Genomic DNA, 20,018 nt, shown 5'->3' with positions numbered 1-20,018 from the left:
CAGGGAACACGGCTCCCGCTTGGCTGTTGGCTCAGAGACATCAACTGCATCGGGAACGCCCATGAATGAGCCACAAACCAGTTCCCTGAGGAAGGATTTTCGCATTTTCCGCGATCCAGGATTTCTGGTCACGCTGCTCCTGATCGGCCTGCTTGCGGCCATCGGGGCCTATATCCTTGTTCATGCCTCCAATCGGTACGGCATCCCCATCCGGGATTACTGGCGCTGACAGGGTTCCCTCACGCTTGAATCACATTTTCGGGAACATCTTTGAAGCTGGACGGTTGGAGTCGAGCCGCTGACAGCGCGGTGCGTCTTCGCGTTCCGGAGATTGATCTTGGGTGGAGCTCGTCTTGCCCTTAGCGTAGCATTGTCGCTGATCCTTCAGCCTGCGTTACCGCTTCTGGCCCAATCGACCCTGCCTCAACCATCAGCGCCGCCCTTTGCGGTCACGCCGGAGGACGGCCAGTGGTCGATCCCCCAGAAGAATTTCGCTTCCACCCGCTACAGCGACCTCTCCGAGATCAACACTGATAACGTGAAGAGCCTTCAGGTCGCCTTCACCTTCTCGACCGGAGTGAACAAAGGTCAGGAATCTGCCCCGCTTGTCGTCGGCGGCACGATGTATGTGCTCTCGCCCTATCCCAACATCCTCTACGCCCTGGATCTGACCCGGCCCGGCGCGCCGATGAAGTGGCAGTACAACCCGAAGCCAGCGGCGGCCGCGCAGGGCGTGGCCTGCTGCGATGTGGTGAATCGTGGTCCCACCTTCGCCAACGGGCGGATCTTCTTCACGACGCTGGATGCCCATGTGGTCGCGGTGAATGCGGAGACGGGTGAGGAGGTGTGGAAGACCAAGCTCGGTGACATCAACCGAGGCGAGACCATGACCATGGCCCCCTTGGTGGCCAAGGACAAGGTGTTCGTCGGCATCTCCGGCGGTGAATACGGCGTCAGAGGCTGGATCCAGGCGCTCGATGCCAATACGGGACAAAGCGTCTGGAAGGCCTACAACACCGGGCCCGATCAGGACGTGAAGATCGGGCCGAACTTCAAGCCTTTCTACGACAGCGACAAGGGCAAGGATCTCGGCGTCACCACATGGCCGGCCGATGCTTGGCAGCAGGGCGGCGGCACGGTCTGGGGCTGGCTGTCCTATGATCCCGACCTGAACCTGCTCTACCACGGCACCGGCAATCCGGGTCCCTGGAATCCCAACCAGCGCCCCGGCGACAACAAATGGACCGCCGGCATCTTTGCGCGCGATCCGGACACCGGCGAGGCACGCTGGTTCTACCAGACCGCTCCTCACGATCTGCATGACTGGGACAACATCAACGAGTTGATCCTGCTCGACATGGAATGGGAGGGAAAGCCGCGCAAGGTGCTCGTGCACCCGGGGCGAACTGGCTTCCTGTATGTCATCGACAGGACAACAGGAGAGGTGCTCTCCGCCAAGCCGTTCCACGCGCTCACGGCAGTCACGGGTGTCGATCTCCAGACGGGGCGGATCCAGTACAATTCCGAAAAGGAACCCGTGAACAACCGCGTGATTCGCGACATCTGCCCGACCGCACCCGGCGCGAAGGATTGGAACCCGAGCGCCTTCTCCCACAAGACCGGTCTTCTCTACATCCCGCATATGAACATGTGCATGGATTGGGAGAGCGTCGAGCCGAACTACATTGCCGGCACGCCCTATGTCGGCGCGGAGGTTCGCATGTATCCCGGACCGGGCGGCCATATGGGCGAGTTCACCGCCTGGGACATCCGGGAAGGCAAGGAGCTTTGGACGATCAATGAGCGCTTCCCGCTCTGGAGCGGCGCGCTTGCGACGGCGGGCGATGTCGTCTTTTACGGCACCATGGACGGCTGGTTCAAGGCCGTGCATGCCCGCTCGGGCGAGGTGCTGTGGCAGTTCAAGGTCGATTCCGGCATCATCGGACAGCCGACCACCTATCGCGGCCCTGACGGCAAGCAGTACGTTGCCATCCTCTCCGGTGTGGGAGGCTGGGCCGGGGCCATCGTGTCCGGCGATCTCGATCCCCGCGACGGCACCGCCGCCAAGGGCTTCGCCAATGCCATGCGCGAGCTCAAGAACGTCACCACCAAGGGAGGAACGCTTTATGTGTTCAAGCTTCCTTAAGTGGGTTGTTCTTGCCAGTTCCATACTGTTGGTTGGTGGCGTTCAGGCCCGTGAGCTTCGCGTCTGCGCCGATCCCAACAACCTGCCGTTTTCCAATGAAGCCGGGGAGGGCTTCGAGAACAAGCTCGTCTCCCTGATCGCCGAGGAACTCGGCGCAGAGGTTCGCTACACCTGGTGGGCGCAGCGCCGCGGCTTCCTGCGTAACACCCTCAAGGCTGAGGTCTGCGATCTGGTGCCGGGCCTGCCCGCCAACCTCGAAGGTGTGCGCACGACGGCGCCCTATTACCGCTCATCCTATGTCTTCGTGACCCGAGCCGATGGTCCTGGCGTTCAGTCCTTCAACGATCCGGTTCTTCGTCAGGCGAAGATCGGCGTGCATCTCATCGGCGATGATGGTTCGAACACGCCGCCTGCCCATGCCCTCGGGCGGCGTGGCATTGTCGAGAACGTGCGCGGCTTCATGATCTACGGAGACTACAGCGATCCTAATCCGCCGGCACGCATTCTCGACGCCTTGGCGAAACGCGAGATTGACGTGGCCATCGTCTGGGGACCCCTCGGAGGCTACTTTGCCCAGCATGAGAGCGAGCCGCTGAAGGTAACGCCAGTGCGGCCGATCTTCGACGGACCGCAACTGCCAATGGTCTTCGACATCTCCATGGCGGTGCGCAAGGAGGACGAGGCTCTGCGGCAAGAAATCGATGCGGCGCTGATCCGGCGCCGTGCCGACGTGGATGCGATCCTGACGGCGTATCATGTCCCCCGCCTCGACGGTGGCCTCAAACAGGCAGGGCGTGTGCCATGAGACGGCTCCTGGTCATGTCCCTCACCGCCCTTGCTCTCGCCGCCTGCGAGCGGGAGGACCGTGAGTACCGCGCCAACCCGGTAACATCTGAGACGAACGAGAAGATTGCCCTGTCGCCTTTGTCCGCAGGACCCAGCGGGCCGACCGAGCAACGATCGGGATTGGGCAAGGAATACGAGGAGAACGCCTATCACATCTCTCAGGGCCAGCGCCTTTATGTCTGGTTCAACTGCAACGGCTGCCACGCCAATGGCGGCGGCGATTCTGGGCCGGCGCTGATGGACGATCGCTGGATCTACGGCGGGCAGATCGGGAACATCGTGCAGACGATCCGCGAAGGCAGGCCCAACGGCATGCCGTCGTTCCGCGGTAAGATCCCGGACGACCAGATCTGGCAGATTGCCGCCTATATCCGCTCCATGGGCCGCAACGTGCCGAAAGCCGCCGCACCCGGCCGCAAGGACGACCTGAGTCCCGGGCCGGCTGAGCAGCGGCGACCGCCGGGTGAGGTGATCGATGGCGGGCAGACTCCGCCCTCCGCCCAGATGCCGCAGTGAGGCGGAGATGAGACGGCTCTCACCCGCTCTCCTGCTCCTGTGCCTGCCCTTGGGAGGATGTCAGGACTGGCAATCGGTGCTCAACGCTCAGGGGCCTGCCGCCAGCAGCCTGGCCCGCATGTTCTGGATCTTCGTCGCGGTGCTCGCCACCGTTTGGGCTCTCACGATGATCGCCCTTCTCCTGTCGCTGCGCAGGAGGCGTCCCTTCGATGCGGATCCGCTCGCGACGAATCCTGCAACCGAACGGCGCATGACCATCACCATCTCGGTTGCGGTCGGGCTGACGCTTCTGACCGTCATTTCCCTAACCGGGTTGAGCTACGCGGCTCAGAAGGCGCTGTTCGCCCACAAGGATGGATCCCTGACGCTGCTGGTCACGGGGCAGCAATGGTGGTGGAAAATTACCTATGAGGACTCTCAGCCGAACCGGGTCTTCACCACCGCCAACGAGATCCACATCCCGGTGGGCGAGCCAGTACTAGTCAAGCTCGAATCCTCCGACGTGATCCACTCCTTCTGGATCCCGAGCCTCACCGGCAAGATGGATGCCATCACGGGCCGCCAAAATCAGCTTCAGATTCAGGCAGATCGGCCAGGCATCTATCGCGGGCAATGCGCCGAGTACTGCGGCCTCCAGCATGCCCATATGGCTCTGCTCGTCGTTGCCGAAAACAAGGAGGATTTCGAGCGCTGGCGCGAGCAGCAGATCTCCTCCGCCATCTCGCCGGGCGACGAGGAGCGCCAGCGCGGCATGGAGATCTTTCTCTCGAAGCCATGCATCATGTGCCACCAGATCCGCGGCACCGATGCAGGCGGCAAGATCGCGCCAGACCTCACCCATGTGGGAAGCCGCCGCACTATCGGGGCTGGGACCCTGGAGACGACGCGGGGTAACATCGCCGCGTGGATCGTCGACCCGCATGGCGTCAAGCCGGGCGTGAACATGCCGACGATTCAGCTCGAACCCAGTGAGGTTCAACCTCTCGCAAGCTACCTGGAGGGGTTGAAGTGACCCGGGCCATCACATCCGATGATTTCGATGCTGTCCCCGAGGTGACGCGCCTTGCCACCGGCGAGCGCGGTGGACTTCCAGGTGTGCAGAGCGAGGCGGATGCACCGCCGAACCCTGACGAGCTACGTGACGATCAGGTGGATGGACCGGAGCTCTCCGCGCGGCTCGCCAAGACTTGGGGAACCGACCAGGGGCTCATCGGCGCTCTCTCCACAGTCGATCACAAGATCATCGGCCGCCGCTACATCGTCACTGCCATCATCTTCCTCTTCCTCGGCGGGCTATCGGCGGTGGCTATGCGCCTACAACTGGCCCAGCCCGAGAGCACGCTGATCGGGCCCGATCTCTACAACCAGCTCTTCACCATGCACGGCACGACGATGATGTTCCTCTTCGGGGTTCCCATCGGCGAGGCCTTCGCGGTTTATCTCGTGCCGCTCATGGTCGGCACCCGCAACATCGCGTTCCCGCGCCTGAACGCCTATTCCTACTATGTCTATCTGTTCGGCGGCCTGATGATCTGGGTCGCCTTCATGCTCAACATCGGACCGGATGTCGGATGGTTCGCTTACGTGCCCCTGTCCGGCCCGGAATTCTCCCCCGGCAAGCGGGCGGATTTCTGGGCGCAGATGATCACTTTCACGGAGGTCGCCGGTATCGCGGTCGCGATCTCGGTCATCACCACTGTGTTCAAGCTGCGGGCTCCCGGGATGACGCTCGACCGGATACCGCTCTTCGTCTGGGCGGAGCTGGTCAATTCCTTCGTGATCGTCTTCGCCCTTCCGGCCGTGGTCACCGCCTCCGCCATGCTGATCCTGGACAGGCTCGTGGGCACGCATTTCTTCAACCCGGCCGAGGGTGGGGACGCGCTTCTGTATCAGCACCTGTTCTGGTTCTTCGGACACCCGGAGGTCTACATCATCTTCCTGCCCGCAACAGGATGGGTGTCCGCCATTGTGGTCACCTTCGCGCGCCGTCAGGCCTTCGGCTACATCCCCCTCGTGCTTTCCCTGATTGCGACAGGCTTCCTCTCGTTCGGGCTTTGGGTGCACCACATGTTCACCACCGGCCTGCCGCAGCTCGGCGCCAGCTTCTTCACTGCCTCGAGCATGCTCATCGCCATCCCGAACGGCATTCAGATCTTCTGCTGGATTGCGACGCTCTGGGACGGGCGGCCGGTGTTCCGCGCTCCGCTTCTGTTCGTCATCGGCTTCTTCTTCATCTTCGTGGCGGGTGGCCTGTCGGGGATCATGCTCGCCTCCGTGCCTCTCGATAGCCAGGTGCACGATACATTCTTCGTCGTAGCGCATTTCCACTACGTGCTCATCGGCGGCAATGTGTTCCCGCTGATCGCCGCCGTCTATTACTGGTTCCCGAAATTCACCGGCCGCATGATGAGCGAGCGGATCGGCAGGTGGCATTTCGGGCTTGCCTTCATCGGGTTCAACGTGGCGTTCTTCCCTATGCACATCACGGGTCTGATGGGCATGCCGCGGCGGGTCTACACCTATCTGCCGGAGATGGGCTGGGGCAATCTCAACATGCTCTCGACCATTGGCGCCGCCATCTTTTTCGCGAGCTTCGTGCTTTTCCTCTACAACATCGTCTCGAGCGCCCGCCGCGGGCCCCTGGCGGGGCCCAATCCTTGGGATGCTGGCACCCTCGAATGGGCGGCCGCATCCCCGCCGCTGCCGCAGAACTTCGACCGCATTCCCGTCGTGACGAACCGCGAGCCGCTCTGGGCCCACCGCGATGCTCTGCCCGTTGTGGCGGGGCTGAGCGTCGACAATCGCGAGCAGATCGTCTCCACCATCACCCATGGACGGGCGGATTTGAAGGAATCCACCCCTGAGCCCTCGATCTGGCCGTTCATCGCTGCGGTGGCGACGGCCATTCTCTTCATCGGCTCCATGTTCACCCCATGGGCGATCGTGTGGGGCAGCATCCCACTCATCGTCGCGCTGATGGGCTGGTTCTGGCCAAAGCCGAGCATGGAGGATGAGCGATGACCGCGGGTCCATCGAAACCTCCTGCCGGTGGAGCGATGCTGCCTCACAGCATCGTGCTCAATGCCCGGCAGATGCCGAGTTACGCCTATGGCCATCGCAGCCCGATCTGGTGGGGCACGCTGGGCTTTGCGGCCGCCGAGGGGATGGGATTTGCGCTGGCCATCGGGGCCTATTTCTATCTCGTCTTCATCAACGGCAACTGGCCTCTCAGCGCTCCGGCCCCTGACCTATTCTGGTCGAGCCTGTTCACCCTTGTCATGCTCGCCAGTCTCTGGCCCAACCACATGGCCAAGCGGAACGGCGGGCGCGAGGATCTCGCGAAATCCCGCCGTGATCTCGTGATCATGAGCGTGATCGGGCTCGTGCTCCTCGGACTGCGCATCATGGAGCTCGGCTCCCTGCATGTGCGCTGGGATCAGAACGCCTATGGGTCGATCCTCTGGTTCCTGCTCGGACTGCACACGCTGCACCTTGTGACCGATATCGGCGACACCATCGTCCTGACGGCGCTCATGTTCACCCGGCACGGTCATGGCAAGCGCTTCTCGGATATCGGCGACAATGCCTTCTACTGGTATTTCGTCGTCGCCTCCTGGGCGCCGATCTATCTGCTCGTCTACTGGTTCCCAAGGTGGTGGTGAGATCATGGCGGCGTGGCTCGCACGGGGTATCCCATCGGCCGGCATTTATGCCGGGCCTATGGCTTGGCTCATCGACACGCAATTCAACTATGCCGCCGTGCCGTGGGTCTGCGCCCATCAGGTGCCGCTCATTCCCATCTTCGCCCTCGCTATGGCAGGGTTGAGCCTCTTCGGCTGCTTTCTCTCCTGGCGCGGCTTTGCCACCGCGGCACCGACGCCTCAGCCTGACTCGACCGGCGCAGGCCGGCCGCACCGCTTCCTGGCGCTGATGGGCATCGCAATCGCGGCCCTGTTCACAGTCGTCATCCTCCTGCATGGCACGGCAGGCCTCGTTTTTCACGGGTGCGAGCGATGAGAACGATCCTGGTCCTCCTTGGTCTGATACTTGCCGGTGAGGCGCAGGCCCATGCAGGTCATGTGCATTGGCTTGAGATGGAGAAGACATGGACCTGGGATCCCTGGGTCACGCTTCCTCTCGCGCTTTCAGGCGGGCTCTATCTCGCGGGTCTCGTCCGCCTCTGGCAGCGGGCTGGGATAGGACGTGGCGTGAAGCTCTGGCAGGCGGCCTGCTTTGTTGCCGGGTGGGGGCTTCTCGTCTTCGCCCTGGTGGCGCCCCTGCACTGGCTCGGCGAGCGCCTGTTCGTGGCTCACATGATCGAACATGAGATCCTCATGGCCCTGGCCGCACCGCTTCTCGTGGTGGGCGGCCCCGTGGCCATGCTCTGGGCCTTTCCCGCCCCCATGAGGCACAGGCTCGGCGGCATCGGCCAGAGACCTCTCGTGGCACGCTCATGGCGATGGCTGACCAATCCTCTTGTTGCCACCTTGCTCCACGGTGCTGCCCTCTGGATCTGGCACGCACCGCCGCTCTATGAGGCTGCCCTGGCGGATCCGTGGATCCACTGGCTTCAACATCTCAGCTTCTTCTTCACGGCACTCCTATTCTGGCGTGCGCTGCTGCAAGCGCGCGAGGGCGAGCGGGCCTATGGACCGGCGGTCTTCTACCTGTTCATCACCTCGCTTCATACGGGCTTTCTCGGAATCCTGCTCGCCTTCTTCCGTCAGCCCATCTATCCGACCCAGACCTCGGCCGCTCCGGAATGGGGACTGACGCCGCTGGAAGACCAGCAGCTTGCCGGATTGTTCATGTGGATCCCGGCAGGGCTCGTCTATGCCGGGATGGCGCTAGTTCTGGCAGGGCTCTGGATCGCCCGCTCGGGATCCGTGCGCTCGCGGGGAGGGCATGTCTATGAGACGCGCTAGAGGCCCTGCTACCGTGGCCGCGGTGATGCTCCTCCGATTGACGGGCATCGTTCTGGGCATGCGGAGCAAATTTTCTCCGGAACGTGGAAAAGCTTCCCGGGAGCCCTTCGATCCGCAGAGTCACCTCGCGGGAATGCGTTTGCCAAAGCCCATTCGCATCAGGCGCAGGTCCGTTTTTCTGAGCCTTGCTTTCATTGTTTTGATCGGTGCAGGCATCTATGCCGGATACGAGATCAAGTTCACCCGGGAGGCAAAAGCTCGCGCCGTCGCCCTCACGATGGGCGATCCGGACCGGGGGCGGGACCTGACCTTGCGCTACGGCTGCGCCGGCTGCCACACCATCCCGGGCGTTCCCGGAGCACAGGGCAATGTCGGCCCCACGCTCCAGGGCATCGCGGCGCGAGTCTATATCGGGGGTGTGGCGACCAATTCACCCGATACTCTCATCCAATGGATCGAGAACCCACGTTCTATCGATCCCAAGACGGCGATGCCGATGACAGGCATATCCCGCGCCGAAGCCCGGGATGTGGCGGCCTATCTCTACACATTGCGCTGACAGAAAAGCATGCTGCCGGGGCCTCCCGGCCGAAAGCGACCAGATCGCGACAACGCGAAGGGCATCATCCGATAACCTCATCACGCTGAAGCCCGCCAGCCTTCGATAGTACGGCGCCGCGATCCTGCAGAGACTGCGTGATCTTCGGAACACGGATCAGATCTTGCAAGAGCAAGTCGAGACATTCAAGGCGCGGTTGCGCCCTAGCAACAGATCTGAGGAGACAGCCATTGGCTCGCAAAGGAAACCTCAGCGAACTTCAGCAAGGCAGGCACGCTGGTTATCAGAGAGTAGGTTGTCATGCCTCGTAGCTGCCCCTTTTTATGGAAGGAACGGATGAAGCTCGAGCGGCCGCTGGGATCATGCAACACGGATGCCATTTCGGCCTTAGGCTTAGTGAATGGCCAGACGCTAGGACCGTTGGCGGTGTGCTACAGTGTCGGAGTGCCAAATTCTCGAAGGAAAGAGGTCGGGCACTGGCCGCCGCACGGGAGGTGCCGTTGGACGATTGCAATGAGGAGGATATCCAACATTTAGCTGATCATCTTGCGAACGTGCAGTACCTTGCGGATCGGTTGAAATCATCAGAACGCGCCTTGCGTCGAATGAAAGCTGTGCTCCGCAAAGTCCGTGGCCGGACATGTCGAGTCTGCCTCTACACAAGTCAGCACCAGTACCAGGCGAATTTCGCAGCCGCCGGCATGAGCCGTGAGGAGATTTACGTGCGCATGGAGCATGCAAATGGGGATACGAACGGGACGCACTACGCGTCAGGACGTCGCGGCTAGTGCTCAGCCCAGGTGCGCAAATTCACCCCTGTTGCGGCAGACGTCTGCGCTCTCGTACGGCCCGGAGTACGCACGAACGCGAAGATTGCGCGAGAACAGCCCCGCACACGTATGGAAGCCCGGCAGATCATTGCTCCTTCCATGATCCGAGATCTGTAGCAGCTGAAGTCAACCAGGCCATCTCTGGAGCCGCCTTTCGTCCGGCTCGGTCTTCTCGCCCGAGTTCCCGCTTGCCTCGGTTCTCCTGTTCAACTGGGCGTTCGGCGCGATCGCTCTCCTGGCCGTGATGCAGATCGTACTCGATGTGATCGCGTCGATCGCGCCGGATGCTCCCTAGCCCACTGACTGGGACGCATCTTTTCTGTTTCCGCTGTGAAGGGAAAGGGTGACCGTGTCGCAGAACATGCCATGAACTCTCAAAGGTTCGGATCTGGCACTTAGCCGAACTTCCGCATCCGTGGCGTGAGCCGACCCTAACTTCATTTGCCGTTCGTTACTCATTGACCCTGAGCGGACATGGGCTCCGATAACTTTGAAATTCGCAACTTCAGCATCAACTACGGGCTTAACGCCATGATCTACGACGCGTGGCTCGTGCAGAAGATGGAAGCGGCCTTCGAATGAGACCTCGCGGATTGCTATCCGCTTGATCAACCGAGTACCGGAAGAGCCCAGCCCTCAAAAGGCTGCGCGACTCTGCGGCGCGGCTGCTCTCGTCCCTGCTGTGGGATCGAGGGCAGCGCCACGGCCATCAGCCGCCCTCGATCCTGGATCGTTATGTGGATGGCTTCGTGCCGGCATGGTGTGTACGGGTGTCCGAGAGAACGACCACCGGAGTTCCAACGGGTATGCGGCTGTACAGGTCGAGGATGTCCTGGTTGAGCATGCGGATGCAGCCGCTCGACACCGCCTCGCCGATGGTGTCGGGTTCGGTGGTGCCGTGGATCCGGTACAGGGTGTCCCGGCCATCCTGGAAGAGATAGAGCGCCCGCGGCCCGAGCGGATTGTTCGGTCCCGGAGGCATGCCGTTCGCCCAGGGGCGGTTGCGTTCGGGATCCCGCTTGATCATCGCGGCAGTAGGAGTCCAGCGCGGCCACTCCGCCTTGCGGCCCACTTGCGCCCGTCCGGCCCACTTCATGCCGTCGGCGCCCACGCCGATCCCATAGCGGAGCGCGCGTCCATTCTCGCGCACCAGGTAGAGGTGGCGGTTAGCGGTGTCGACCACGATGGTGCCGGGCCGCTCCGGGGTGTCGTAGGCCACCTCCTGCCTGAGAAACTGGGGGGCGACGGTCGAGATATCGGTGGCCGGCAGGGGGAATTTTTCGTTCGGCTGCGGCCCGTACATGGCGACGTAGATCGGGTTGGGCGCTTTGAGAGCGACGTTCTCAGCCGGTTGCGTCGAGACGCAGCCGGCCAGTGCCAGAGCGAGCATCGTGATGCCGATCACCGCGAGGTGCGTGGACGGCGAACGACGGGAGATGAGGCGGAAAGGAGACATGGGAGGAGTGTGCTTTCTGACGGAAGATTGTTTAGTGGCGCGCGTGTTCGCATGCGCGGGTTCCGCACGCGGGATCGTGACGGCTAAGGAGCACGAAGGCGCGCAGCCTGAGCAAGCGCAGGCTGGGTGACGGCTCTATCAGCCGATCAGTGGGTGCGTCGGCCTACAGGGTTTGATAACGGTCGAGCCGCGGGCGTGAGCGGGCCAGGGCGGCCTGTCGGAAGTGAGGATGATGCTCAAATGGGAAATTCATGATCAGGCTCCGAAAAGGCTCCGCGCGGATTGCGCGAGCCCCCTCTGTCATTGGCCTGAGAGCTTCATCGCAGCAGGCGATCCGCCGCGACTTACACCTTGGGCGGGAGCAGGATGCTCCGCTTTTCAGAGTGTTTCACCAGCAAGCGGTCCTCGGTGCCTGAGAGTTTCCGGGGCGGTTGCTCCTTCGGCGGCCAGCATCCTGGCTCTCTCCCGCTTACTGTTAGGGTTCATCTACAGGGTTTACGGCAGAATTGTGTTCACAATAACGTCAGCCTTCGAAAGCAGGTCTCCTTGATAAAGTTGGGTCTCCAGAATTTGCCCTTGTTAGCATCACATTTCCGTGCTGATCGCGAGCCTTGGGTCCTATGCTGACTCTGCGGTTTGACAAATGAACCATTGTGAACCAGCTTAAGGACATCATGTTGAACGTCGCACAATTCCGTCGCGGCCTGCACCGTGCAGGCAACCTCATCGCGGGCAAGTAGCCCCGAACTCGACGTGCATCTGCACCCCGGATTTGGGGAGCGCAAGATCCTTCAATCTTCGGACATCTTGTGAGGCCGGGTGCTTGCGTATCCGGTGACGCGGTATGCTTTAGCACTTCCTCAAACGCATGCTTCGCATGACGGAGCCCAGGGCTATTCATTCCCCAGGGCAACAGCACAGCCTTCAGGCGGACGGCGTAATACCTGGATCCGAACGTCCCACAGGCGAATTCCTGGCGCTCACTCTCAAGTCCGCGCTTGCTCAAGGCCATGCTGAACGCACAGGAGGCGGCGCCATGCAGCAGTCCCCGAAAGAACCTTTGCCGAAACTCGCACTGCAGGACGGGAAACCATCGGACGGAAAGATCGTCCGACTGACGCCGCGGCACCGCCCGGCAACGGAGCAGATGCCAAACCCGCCGATACACGACGATAATGATCCTGGCCCATCGGCAGCCTGAGCTCCGCCGCCGACCACGAAAAGCTCTCGCTGCTCGCCAATGCGGCTGCAAACACCATGCCCGAGGTCGCAGCCGAACTCACGGAGGAACTCGACCGCGCTAAGGTTCTTGCAACGGGCCGCCAACCTGTTGATACGGTCTGCATGAGCTGTGAGGTCGATTTCCGCGATGACACTCGTTTATCCGCAGGAAGCCGATATCTCGAAAAGCAGGATTTCGGTGCTCACGCCTATCGGAATCGCCCTGATCGGCCTTCCCGTCGATAAGTCGATCAATTGGACCACACGCACCGGGGACACGAAGCGCTTGACGGTGCTGAAGGTAAGCGCGCGAGCCCTGACCCGATCAGCCGGAAGGTAGAAGCACTTCAGCTGGAGGGTTTCGGCCGGGCGGTCGAGGCGAGCACACCCGGCGTCGACAGTGTAGTCGATGCCGCTCTCGCGCGGCCGTGGACGCGCTCATTGCAGAAGTGTTGACGCTGGCTTCACACGAACCTTCGAAGGCTCAATCCCGAATGCTGCGATTGTCAGGGTACCCTGAGGGCCCGGAGAGAATGGCTGCATGATAGTCAAGTAAGCAGGCCAGGATGAGCACGATGGAGGAAAGCACTTGGTTCGTCATGTTCGATGCTCCAAAAGCAAGGTCATGACAGTTCCCTCCATGGTTCGACAAAGCGTCCATGCGGCTGATAGAGGACACGAAGCAGCGTCAGGCTGTGCCACTCTTCCGGCGCACGCCACGTGATCGATTGTCCCTCGCTGAGGCCAATCAGCGCAGCGCCTTCCGGCGACAGCACGGAAACTTTGTCCACCTGATTGTCGGCCTCATCCGGATAGACCAGCGTGGCGCTCCGGACCTCCCACGTGATGTTATTCCGGAATTCGATTCGCGAATGCATCATAACCACGGAAGGTGGAATGGCACGTGGTGTCACAACCGTCGCCCGGAGCAATTCATTGGCGAGCATCGCTGCTGTCGGACGATCCTGCCGAAAGTTCAGGCCGAACGATGCGATGAATGTGAGGCGGTCGTAATCACCCGTCGAGATGGTTACGGGTGGAAAATGTTCTTGTTCGATCATCGGGACACCCATCGCTTCAAATCCTCACGACGCTGCCAGGTGCGCGCGTGACCGTCGAGCCGTCATCCAGGAAACGCAGACCGATCCCTTCGACGAGAACGACATGCCTCGTGCCGTCAGCTTCGATGAAAGGCATGCTGTCGCCGACGCGCAGGCCCAATAGTGCTGTCCCCAGGGGGGTGGTTACCGATATTTCCGCGCCGGACCAGATGAGATCCTCCGGATGAACGAGCAGGTGCGTACGCGATTTCGGTTCGTCGTTGAGCCGGTAGATCACGCGGCAGTTGGTGGAGACGACATCCTCCGGGAGGCTTCCGGGATGGCAGACCTTAGCGCGTCGCAGTTCCATGAGCAGGAATTCGGCCGCCGGGCGATTGTGCTTCTCCTGGATCATCGCGGTGAACAGAAGACGGTTGTAATCGTTCGTGGCCAGAGTGATCGCGGGGAGCTCGTGCTGCATGTTCATGGGATCCTCCTCACAACAGTCGGCTGCCCGGCGCGCAGGTGCACGTCCGCGCAGAGCGGTCCGGCATGCGTCTCAGAGGAGCCTGCGGCGGTAACTGGTTTATATGAGAGATCTGACGCCCCAAAGCGCCGGCGACCGAACGGGTCAAGCCGGCTCCCGGGGCCTACATGCCTGCTTTAAGGCAGCCCGCGTGCGCCAGAAGGCGAAGATGTTTCACGAACGACATCATGACGCCGACAGGATAGCCATATTGCCAACGAATGCAAGGTTGCAGGGCATTTCTAGAAAGGGTAGGGGGCGAGTATGACAGCAAATGACGCAGCCCTACCACGGGACGTTGCGCTGCGAAGCGGAAGCCGTCATTAACATTTGTCAACGGCCCCAAGCCGATCTGTCACAATACACAGGAGTGAGATCAATTGCATGCAGCCTCCATGCTGGACCAGGCCCTGACACGCCTCGATGAAGCAGCCCGGCACCTCGACCTCGACGCGGACGTTCTCGAAAAGTTGAAGTATCCGCGTGAGACCACGAAGGTCCGCCTGATGATCCGCATGGACGACGGCTCGCGCAAATCCTTCATGGCCTGGCGCTGCCGCTATGACGACACCCGTGGGCCCACCAAAGGCGGCATCCGCTTCCATCCGGACTCGACCATGGAGGAGGTGGAAACGCTCGCCTTCTGGATGACGTTCAAATGCGCGGTGATGAACTTGCCCTATGGCGGCGGCAAGGGCGCCGTGCAGGTCGATCCTCATACCCTGTCGAAGGCCGAACTGGAGCGCCTCTCGCGTGCCTATGTGCAGGCCTTCTCCAAGATCATCGGACCCGACCGCGACATCCCGGCGCCCGATGTCTACACCAATTCCATGATCATGGGCTGGATGGCCGACGAGTACGCCTCCATTGTGGGTGAAGCGACGCCGGCAGTGATCACCGGCAAGCCGATCGCGCTCGGCGGCTCGCTTGGGCGTGACGACGCGACGGCCCGCGGCGGCTATTATCTCGTTCTGCGTCTTGCCGAGAAGCTCGGGCTAAAGCCGGGATCGAGGGTTGCGATTCAGGGCTTCGGCAATGCGGGCCAGCACATCGCACGGCTGCTGACCGCCGAGGGCTACAGGATTGTGTCGGTCTCCGACTCGAAGGGAGCGATCCATGATCCTTCAGGCCTTGATGTCACCAGGCTGCTGAAGGCCAAGGGGCAGGGAAGCGTCACGAGCCTCGCCGGTACGGACGGCATCTCGGCTCTCTCTGCCAACGACCTCATATCGGTCGATTGCGATCTCTTCGTGCCAGCAGCCCTGGAGGACATGATCCATGAAGGAAATGCCGCCGGCGTGAAAGCCAAAGTCGTACTCGAACTCGCCAATGGTCCGATTACGCCCGAGGCTGACGAGATCCTCGCCAATAAAGGCGTCGTCGTTCTGCCAGACATCCTGGCGAACGCAGGAGGCGTCACGGTCTCATATTTCGAGTGGGTGCAGAACCGGCAGGGCTACTATTGGCCCGTCGAGGATGTGCATGCGCGGCTGAAGACGATAATGGAGCGGGAAGGGGACGCGATTTGGGTGCTCGCTAAGGACAAGGGCATCGCCCTGCGCAGCGCCGCCTATGTGCATGCGCTCTCGCGCCTCGCAGGCGCCATTGAGGCGCATGGCACGCAGCAGTTCTTCACCAGCTGACGTCCGGAACAAGATCATCATGAAACCACCGTCCCGATCACGGGGCGCGGGTGGGCTGCGGCGTGAGAACAGCGCCGTGGTCAGCCTGCCGCGCGCTCTGTCGAAACTCGGATTCTGCTCCCGCACGCAAGCCGAAGTCTTGATCACGGGAGGGCGCGTGCGCGTCGACGGACGGGTAATCCGCAGCGTTGCGACCCGTGTCGATCCCGCACGCGCGCGTATCGCCGTCGATGGCAAGCCGGTCGCGGCGGAGCGCAAGGTCTACCTAATGCTCAATAAGCCGCGTGGCTTGGTCACGACCCGCGACGACCCGCAGGAGCGGGCGACCGTGTACGACTGCCTGGAAGTCCTCGATCTTCCGTTCGTCGCACCTGTGGGGCGCCTCGACAAGGCAAGCGAGGGCCTCTTGCTTCTGACCAACGACACGCGCTGGGCGCAACGCGTGCTCGATCCGGCATCGAATGTCGAAAAGACCTACCATGTGCAGATCGACTGTCTGCCTGAGGAGGGCATGCTGGAGCGGCTTCAAGCCGGCATGGTGCTTGACGGCGAGCACCTCATCGCAAGATCGGCGAAGGTGCTTCGTGCCGGTAGGCGCAACGCTTGGCTCGAGATCGTTCTCAACGAGGGCCGGAATCGGCAAATCAGACGCTTGCTCGGTGCCGTCGGGGCTGAGGTGCTCCGCCTTGTGCGCATCGATGTCGGCGGGGTGCGGTTGGACGATCTGCCGCAAGGCGCGGTCCGGCACCTCACGCCAGCCGAGAAAGCGATGCTCGACGTTCCTGCTCGAGTCGGTTCGGGTCTTCTTCGCGTCAGCAGTCGCAGTGCTTGAACATCGGCTTTTGATGCTTACGTTAGTATTGTCATGATTACTTCGCACCATATCCTCATCCTCCGCGGAGGCCGCCTCCTCGCAGGCCGCTGAACCCCGAAGCGGGGCAGGCGCCTGCTGCGCCGCCGTTCGGGGCATGACACATCTTGCAGAACCTGAATTCAGCAAGCCCGATCTTCGAGGATTACGGCCGTTCGCCTTGGCAATCGCCGGCACCTGGGTCGGCAACGCATAGGAAGATGCTATGAACGCAACCATCGACCTGCCCCAGGTCACCGTCGCCACGCACGATTACAACCGCCTCATGTCCGTCGCGGCCATGGATCCCCACCGGCGCAGGCCGGATCGCGAGTTCCTGATGTCGGAGCTCCGACGGGCCTCGCTCTGTCATCCTGACGCGTTGCCGGAGGATGTGGTCTCGACCAACGCGAAGGTCACGTACCGCATCGAAGGTGATGGGAAGCCGCGGGCGCACATCCTGGTGTATCCAGAAGACCTGCGTTGGCCAGGTGCGGAACTGTCCGTGCTGACACCCTTGGGAATTGCTCTGCTCGGCCTGCGCGTGGGCGACCGCATGCCGTTCCAGACGAGCCGTGACGGGCCCGTGCACGAGGTCGTGGTGGAGAACGTCCAGTTCAGACTCCTGTCGGATGAAGTCCAATTGGCCCGTGTCACAACCGACCATCCGGATAATGCGGACGGCAACTCGTGGAACGATCTCGACCGGCGGCTCGACGAGGCCTTGATCGAGACCTTTCCCGCCAGCGATCCGGTTTCGGTCATCATCTGCGGACGGTCCTGATCCTAGCAACCGAAATGCCTGCTGCTGTCCTTCCGTGATAGCGCAGCGACGTGTTGGAGAAGATAATGAAACAGGTGAATTTCCCTCCCATCACCATTTCCACGGTCGATTACGACCGGCTGGCCTGGATTGCGACCGCGGGCGTCAACAGTCAGCGCTGTACCGTCGCCGAGATGCTGGCGGACGAACTCGACCGGGCGATGATCGCCGCGCCCGGTTCCATCCGACCGGACATCGTGACGATGCATTCGGAGGTCGAGTACCGGGACGAGGTCACGGGCGATGTGCGGCGTACCACCCTGGTATATCCGGGTGAGGAGGATTCTGATGCCAAGCGGATTTCGGTCGTGACGCCGATCGGTGCAGCCCTGATCGGCATGTCCGAGGGACAATCGATCGAATGGCAGGGCCCAACGGGCGGACGGCGCAAGATGACAGTGCAGCGGGTGTGTTTCCAGCCCGAGCGCATGGCCGGTCTCAGCGCCTGAACCTGGAAACGCAACATGTCGCGGGGACACGCTCCGAAGCGGCCAAGGAGTACAAGCATGAAAGCCGAAAACAAAATCCCGGACACCGGAAAGTCAAGCGATCGCCGACCAAGCGAGCCGAGGAATGCCACAGTGCGGGCCTGGACACCGCAACCCATCCCGTTGACCCGCGAGGAGATCCGGAAACTCGTGATCGAGCAGATCGGGTAGCGGTTCCGCTGCCGTTACCCTGCGACAGACGTGCCCGAACCTCTGCCTCGAAACGAAGGAGATGAACTCATGCGCATACTGGCAGCGACGGACTTCTCGACCCGCTCGCAGCGTGCCGTGCGGCGGGCCGGCATGCTGGCGCGGGAGAGGGGCGCCGAGCTCACCCTCGCGCACGTGGTTGATGATGACCAGCACCCGTATATGGTCGCGCTTGAAATGCGAGAGGCTGAACGGATCCTCGGCGAGCAGATCGGTGCTATGGCCGAATTGCAAGGACTCCATGTGCGGCCTCTCACCGTTGCGGGCGATCCTTTCGATGGCATCCTGCGCGCTGGGGCGTCAGCAAGTGCAGACCTCGTGGTCATGGGAGCCCACCGCAAGCAGCTCCTGCGCGACATCCTGGTTGGAACGACCATTGAACGCGTGATCCGCACAGGTCCGTTTCCGGTTCTGATGGTGAACGGCGAAGTGGAGCAGCCCTACCGGACGGCCCTGGCCCCGGTCGACCTGTCCGAGCTGTCCGTGAACGCCGTCAGGAGCGGGCTGGCCCTTGGGTTGCCCGGCGGCGATCGGCTGGCGATCGTTCATGCCTTCACGGCCCTTGGCAAGGGCCAGATGTTCCACGCCGGACTCAGCGCGCGTGTCATCGACGGGTATGTGGCCGAAGAGCGCATGCGGGCCACCAACGAGTTGGCTGCGTTCCTAAAGGCGAATGGGCTTGACGACCATGGGCAACCAGTGCGCGTGGTGGAGGAGGGCGCCCCGTTCGAGGTGATCGCCACGGCGGTGAAGCAAGTAAAGCCCGATGTGCTGATCATCGGGACGCGCGGCCGCTCAGGCATCACCAAGGCGCTTCTGGGAAGCGTGACCGAAGAGGTTCTGCAGTCCCTCGACGTCGATATCCTCGCCGTTCCGCCTATCCGGTAAACTCGAAGGCCTGCCGCTCTTCCATTGACGATGGCCACGAGAGGAGGACTGAATCAGCTCTCGGATGATGCCCCTGGCCGTCAACCCATCCCTTGTGCCCGGCGTGGAACGGCCTAGAATCAACCAGAATGGGCAACTTCATGTCCGAGTCAGAACATCCCGAATGCTACCACTCACCCCCGAGCAGTGCCGTGCCGCCCGCGGTCTCCTAGATTGGACCCAGGAGGAGCTCGCTGAACGGGCGGACGTTTCGCGCAGCACCATCCGCGATTTTGAGAATGGGCGGCACAGTCTGCACATGGGCACGGCGTCTCAGGTCGTGACGGCCTTGGAGCGAGGTGGGGTGCTGTTGATCCCGTCTGACGAGGCCGGCCCCGGTGTGCGGCTCCGGAAGCCTGTAGACTAGGATACGCGTGCCGTCCTGCGGGCTCCTAGCCTGGAGGGATGAGATCTTCCGCCATCTCGGCTGCCGGAACGTCCGTGCTGCCTTCCGTGCGGTCTCGATAGAGCGCCGCCCTGGCGAGTAGCATCAGAGTTACTGGCGTTGTCAGCGTGACGAACGCAGCAATCAGGATTTCATGAACGACAGGTCGCGTCTCAAGCACGCTGAAATAGAATGCGGATCCGAGCAGGATGCTGCCCATGCCGAGAGTTGCACCCAGCGTTGGCGCATGGACGCGGGCGTAGAAGTTGCCGAGCCGAAGCAGCCCGAGCGATCCAATCAGGGTGACGGCTGCCCCAAGCAGCACGCAGAGGCTAACGAAAAATGCCGTCCAGGCGGGCAAGTCTTCCAGGGCCGTCATTCGATCACCTCCCCACGCATGAGGAACTTGGCGAGCGCTACGGTGGAGACGAATCCAAGCAGACCGATGACCAGCGCTGCCTCGAAATACAGCGTAATGCCGGTGCGAATCCCGAATGTGACCAGCATCAGCATCGCGGTCACGTAGAGGGTATCCAGCCCGAGAATCCGATCCTGAGCCCTCGGGCCCATTACGAGGCGGAAGGTGGCACAGCACATCGCCAGGCCGAACATGACCTGCGCGGCGAT

At 62.0% G+C, this 20,018-nt stretch carries 21 protein-coding genes, 2 pseudogenes and 1 riboswitch; of the genes and pseudogenes, 18 read left to right on the top strand and 5 right to left on the bottom strand.

Annotated features, from left to right (window positions below; translation table 11 throughout):
• Positions 1-61 precede the first annotated feature (61 nt).
• The 11 genes and pseudogenes from FHR70_RS11030 to FHR70_RS23980 form a co-directional block, all read left to right on the top strand.
• The gene (locus FHR70_RS11030; RefSeq protein WP_183449967.1) at positions 62-229 is read left to right on the top strand and encodes a hypothetical protein; all 168 of its coding nucleotides are present in this window, start codon (positions 62-64) and stop codon (positions 227-229) included.
• 108 nt (positions 230-337) lie between these two features.
• Entirely contained in the window at positions 338-2,146 is a 1,809-nt protein-coding gene (locus tag FHR70_RS11025) for a methanol/ethanol family PQQ-dependent dehydrogenase (protein WP_183449965.1), read from the top strand.
• The gene (locus FHR70_RS11020) at positions 2,127-2,951 is read left to right on the top strand and encodes a substrate-binding domain-containing protein (RefSeq protein WP_183449963.1); all 825 of its coding nucleotides are present in this window, start codon (positions 2,127-2,129) and stop codon (positions 2,949-2,951) included. Before FHR70_RS11025 ends, FHR70_RS11020 begins: the two co-directional genes overlap by 20 nt.
• Positions 2,948-3,508, top strand: coding sequence for a c-type cytochrome (locus tag FHR70_RS11015; RefSeq protein ID WP_183449961.1), 561 nt, complete (start codon positions 2,948-2,950; stop codon positions 3,506-3,508). Before FHR70_RS11020 ends, FHR70_RS11015 begins: the two co-directional genes overlap by 4 nt.
• A 7-nt stretch (positions 3,509-3,515) precedes the next feature.
• Entirely contained in the window at positions 3,516-4,520 is a 1,005-nt protein-coding gene (coxB, locus tag FHR70_RS11010) for a cytochrome c oxidase subunit II (RefSeq protein ID WP_183449959.1), read from the top strand.
• 83 nt (positions 4,521-4,603) lie between these two features.
• Complete coding sequence (gene ctaD, locus FHR70_RS11005; RefSeq protein WP_425487862.1) at positions 4,604-6,529, top strand: cytochrome c oxidase subunit I; 1,926 nt, start codon at positions 4,604-4,606, stop codon at positions 6,527-6,529.
• Complete coding sequence (locus tag FHR70_RS11000) at positions 6,526-7,170, top strand: cytochrome c oxidase subunit 3 (protein WP_425487856.1); 645 nt, start codon at positions 6,526-6,528, stop codon at positions 7,168-7,170. The genes ctaD and FHR70_RS11000 overlap by 4 nt, the downstream gene beginning before the upstream one ends.
• A gap of 4 nt (positions 7,171-7,174) precedes the next feature.
• Positions 7,175-7,525, top strand: coding sequence for a hypothetical protein (locus FHR70_RS10995; RefSeq protein ID WP_183449957.1), 351 nt, complete (start codon positions 7,175-7,177; stop codon positions 7,523-7,525).
• Positions 7,522-8,433 (top strand): cytochrome c oxidase assembly protein, encoded by a 912-nt coding sequence (locus FHR70_RS10990; protein WP_183449956.1) that lies wholly within the window; start codon positions 7,522-7,524, stop codon positions 8,431-8,433. Before FHR70_RS10995 ends, FHR70_RS10990 begins: the two co-directional genes overlap by 4 nt.
• A 139-nt stretch (positions 8,434-8,572) precedes the next feature.
• On the top strand, positions 8,573-8,992 hold the full coding sequence (locus FHR70_RS10985) for a c-type cytochrome (protein ID WP_246408012.1): 420 nt from the start codon (positions 8,573-8,575) through the stop codon (positions 8,990-8,992).
• Positions 8,993-9,958: 966 nt separating this feature from the next.
• Positions 9,959-10,093, top strand: a pseudogene (locus FHR70_RS23980) (metallophosphoesterase); the annotation flags it as partial.
• 462 nt (positions 10,094-10,555) lie between these two features.
• On the opposite strand, the gene FHR70_RS10980 reads toward FHR70_RS23980, so the two are convergent.
• A complete protein-coding gene (locus tag FHR70_RS10980; RefSeq protein WP_183449952.1) occupies positions 10,556-11,278 on the bottom strand; it encodes a L,D-transpeptidase in 723 nt (240 codons plus the stop codon).
• Positions 11,279-11,667: 389 nt separating this feature from the next.
• A riboswitch (glycine riboswitch) is annotated at positions 11,668-11,756 on the bottom strand.
• Positions 11,757-12,466: 710 nt separating this feature from the next.
• Here FHR70_RS10980 and rnk (FHR70_RS10975) point away from each other — a divergent pair.
• Positions 12,467-12,839, top strand: a pseudogene (rnk, locus tag FHR70_RS10975) (nucleoside diphosphate kinase regulator).
• A 283-nt stretch (positions 12,840-13,122) separates the two neighbouring features.
• On the opposite strand, the gene rnk (FHR70_RS10970) reads toward rnk (FHR70_RS10975), so the two are convergent.
• Together rnk (FHR70_RS10970) and FHR70_RS10965 are read right to left on the bottom strand one after the other, a co-directional pair.
• The gene (rnk, locus tag FHR70_RS10970) at positions 13,123-13,572 is read right to left on the bottom strand and encodes a nucleoside diphosphate kinase regulator (RefSeq protein WP_246408010.1); all 450 of its coding nucleotides are present in this window, start codon (positions 13,570-13,572) and stop codon (positions 13,123-13,125) included.
• A gap of 4 nt (positions 13,573-13,576) precedes the next feature.
• Positions 13,577-14,026, bottom strand: a complete 450-nt coding sequence (locus FHR70_RS10965; RefSeq protein WP_183449950.1) for a GreA/GreB family elongation factor — start codon at positions 14,024-14,026, stop codon at positions 13,577-13,579.
• 434 nt (positions 14,027-14,460) lie between these two features.
• Here FHR70_RS10965 and FHR70_RS10960 point away from each other — a divergent pair, with 434 nt between their 5' ends.
• The 6 genes from FHR70_RS10960 (at position 14,461) to FHR70_RS10935 (ending at position 19,373) form a co-directional block, all read left to right on the top strand.
• A complete protein-coding gene (locus FHR70_RS10960) occupies positions 14,461-15,708 on the top strand; it encodes a Glu/Leu/Phe/Val family dehydrogenase (RefSeq protein ID WP_183450250.1) in 1,248 nt (415 codons plus the stop codon).
• Between the two features lie 19 nt (positions 15,709-15,727).
• Positions 15,728-16,540 (top strand): pseudouridine synthase, encoded by an 813-nt coding sequence (locus tag FHR70_RS10955; RefSeq protein WP_183449948.1) that lies wholly within the window; start codon positions 15,728-15,730, stop codon positions 16,538-16,540.
• A 244-nt stretch (positions 16,541-16,784) separates the two neighbouring features.
• A complete protein-coding gene (locus FHR70_RS10950) occupies positions 16,785-17,342 on the top strand; it encodes a GreA/GreB family elongation factor (RefSeq protein WP_183449946.1) in 558 nt (185 codons plus the stop codon).
• Between the two features lie 65 nt (positions 17,343-17,407).
• Positions 17,408-17,830: a nucleoside diphosphate kinase regulator gene (rnk, locus tag FHR70_RS10945; RefSeq protein ID WP_183449944.1), complete on the top strand. Its 423-nt coding sequence runs from the start codon at positions 17,408-17,410 to the stop codon at positions 17,828-17,830.
• 279 nt (positions 17,831-18,109) lie between these two features.
• Positions 18,110-18,967: a universal stress protein gene (locus FHR70_RS10940; protein ID WP_183449942.1), complete on the top strand. Its 858-nt coding sequence runs from the start codon at positions 18,110-18,112 to the stop codon at positions 18,965-18,967.
• 163 nt (positions 18,968-19,130) lie between these two features.
• The gene (locus FHR70_RS10935) at positions 19,131-19,373 is read left to right on the top strand and encodes a helix-turn-helix transcriptional regulator (RefSeq protein WP_183449940.1); all 243 of its coding nucleotides are present in this window, start codon (positions 19,131-19,133) and stop codon (positions 19,371-19,373) included.
• 25 nt (positions 19,374-19,398) lie between these two features.
• Here FHR70_RS10935 and mnhG read toward each other — a convergent pair whose 3' ends face one another.
• Together mnhG and FHR70_RS10925 are read right to left on the bottom strand one after the other, a co-directional pair.
• A complete protein-coding gene (mnhG, locus tag FHR70_RS10930) occupies positions 19,399-19,770 on the bottom strand; it encodes a monovalent cation/H(+) antiporter subunit G (RefSeq protein ID WP_183449939.1) in 372 nt (123 codons plus the stop codon).
• The gene (locus FHR70_RS10925; RefSeq protein WP_246408089.1) at positions 19,767-20,003 is read right to left on the bottom strand and encodes a K+/H+ antiporter subunit F; all 237 of its coding nucleotides are present in this window, start codon (positions 20,001-20,003) and stop codon (positions 19,767-19,769) included. The genes mnhG and FHR70_RS10925 overlap by 4 nt, the downstream gene beginning before the upstream one ends.
• Positions 20,004-20,018: the final 15 nt, after the last annotated feature.

The sequence above is a fragment of the Microvirga lupini genome (genome assembly GCF_014191055.1).
In the GTDB taxonomy this organism is placed as follows: Bacteria; Pseudomonadota; Alphaproteobacteria; order Rhizobiales; family Beijerinckiaceae; genus Microvirga; species Microvirga lupini_A.
Note: the sequence above shows the minus strand (reverse complement) of the source record. Positions and strands in the feature narration are given on the sequence as shown.

Excerpts from the sequence above, each read along its gene's own strand:
- FHR70_RS10950 (WP_183449946.1), top strand. The coding sequence starts at position 16,785 with ATGAACGCAACCATCGACCTGCCCCAGGTCACCGTCGCCACGCACGAT.
- FHR70_RS10925 (WP_246408089.1), bottom strand. The coding sequence starts at position 20,003 with ATGTTCGGCCTGGCGATGTGCTGTGCCACCTTCCGCCTCGTAATGGGC.
- mnhG (WP_183449939.1), bottom strand. The coding sequence starts at position 19,770 with ATGACGGCCCTGGAAGACTTGCCCGCCTGGACGGCATTTTTCGTTAGC.
- rnk (WP_183449944.1), top strand. The coding sequence starts at position 17,408 with ATGAAACAGGTGAATTTCCCTCCCATCACCATTTCCACGGTCGATTAC.
- FHR70_RS10935 (WP_183449940.1), top strand. The coding sequence starts at position 19,131 with ATGCTACCACTCACCCCCGAGCAGTGCCGTGCCGCCCGCGGTCTCCTA.
- FHR70_RS10980 (WP_183449952.1), bottom strand. The coding sequence starts at position 11,278 with ATGTCTCCTTTCCGCCTCATCTCCCGTCGTTCGCCGTCCACGCACCTC.
- rnk (WP_246408010.1), bottom strand. The coding sequence starts at position 13,572 with ATGGGTGTCCCGATGATCGAACAAGAACATTTTCCACCCGTAACCATC.
- FHR70_RS10990 (WP_183449956.1), top strand. The coding sequence starts at position 7,522 with ATGAGAACGATCCTGGTCCTCCTTGGTCTGATACTTGCCGGTGAGGCG.
- FHR70_RS10940 (WP_183449942.1), top strand. The coding sequence starts at position 18,110 with ATGCGCATACTGGCAGCGACGGACTTCTCGACCCGCTCGCAGCGTGCC.
- FHR70_RS10995 (WP_183449957.1), top strand. The coding sequence starts at position 7,175 with ATGGCGGCGTGGCTCGCACGGGGTATCCCATCGGCCGGCATTTATGCC.
- FHR70_RS10960 (WP_183450250.1), top strand. The coding sequence starts at position 14,461 with ATGCTGGACCAGGCCCTGACACGCCTCGATGAAGCAGCCCGGCACCTC.
- coxB (WP_183449959.1), top strand. The coding sequence starts at position 3,516 with ATGAGACGGCTCTCACCCGCTCTCCTGCTCCTGTGCCTGCCCTTGGGA.
- FHR70_RS10955 (WP_183449948.1), top strand. The coding sequence starts at position 15,728 with ATGAAACCACCGTCCCGATCACGGGGCGCGGGTGGGCTGCGGCGTGAG.
- FHR70_RS11000 (WP_425487856.1), top strand. The coding sequence starts at position 6,526 with ATGACCGCGGGTCCATCGAAACCTCCTGCCGGTGGAGCGATGCTGCCT.
- FHR70_RS11030 (WP_183449967.1), top strand. The coding sequence starts at position 62 with ATGAATGAGCCACAAACCAGTTCCCTGAGGAAGGATTTTCGCATTTTC.
- FHR70_RS10965 (WP_183449950.1), bottom strand. The coding sequence starts at position 14,026 with ATGAACATGCAGCACGAGCTCCCCGCGATCACTCTGGCCACGAACGAT.
- FHR70_RS11020 (WP_183449963.1), top strand. The coding sequence starts at position 2,127 with ATGTGTTCAAGCTTCCTTAAGTGGGTTGTTCTTGCCAGTTCCATACTG.
- FHR70_RS11015 (WP_183449961.1), top strand. The coding sequence starts at position 2,948 with ATGAGACGGCTCCTGGTCATGTCCCTCACCGCCCTTGCTCTCGCCGCC.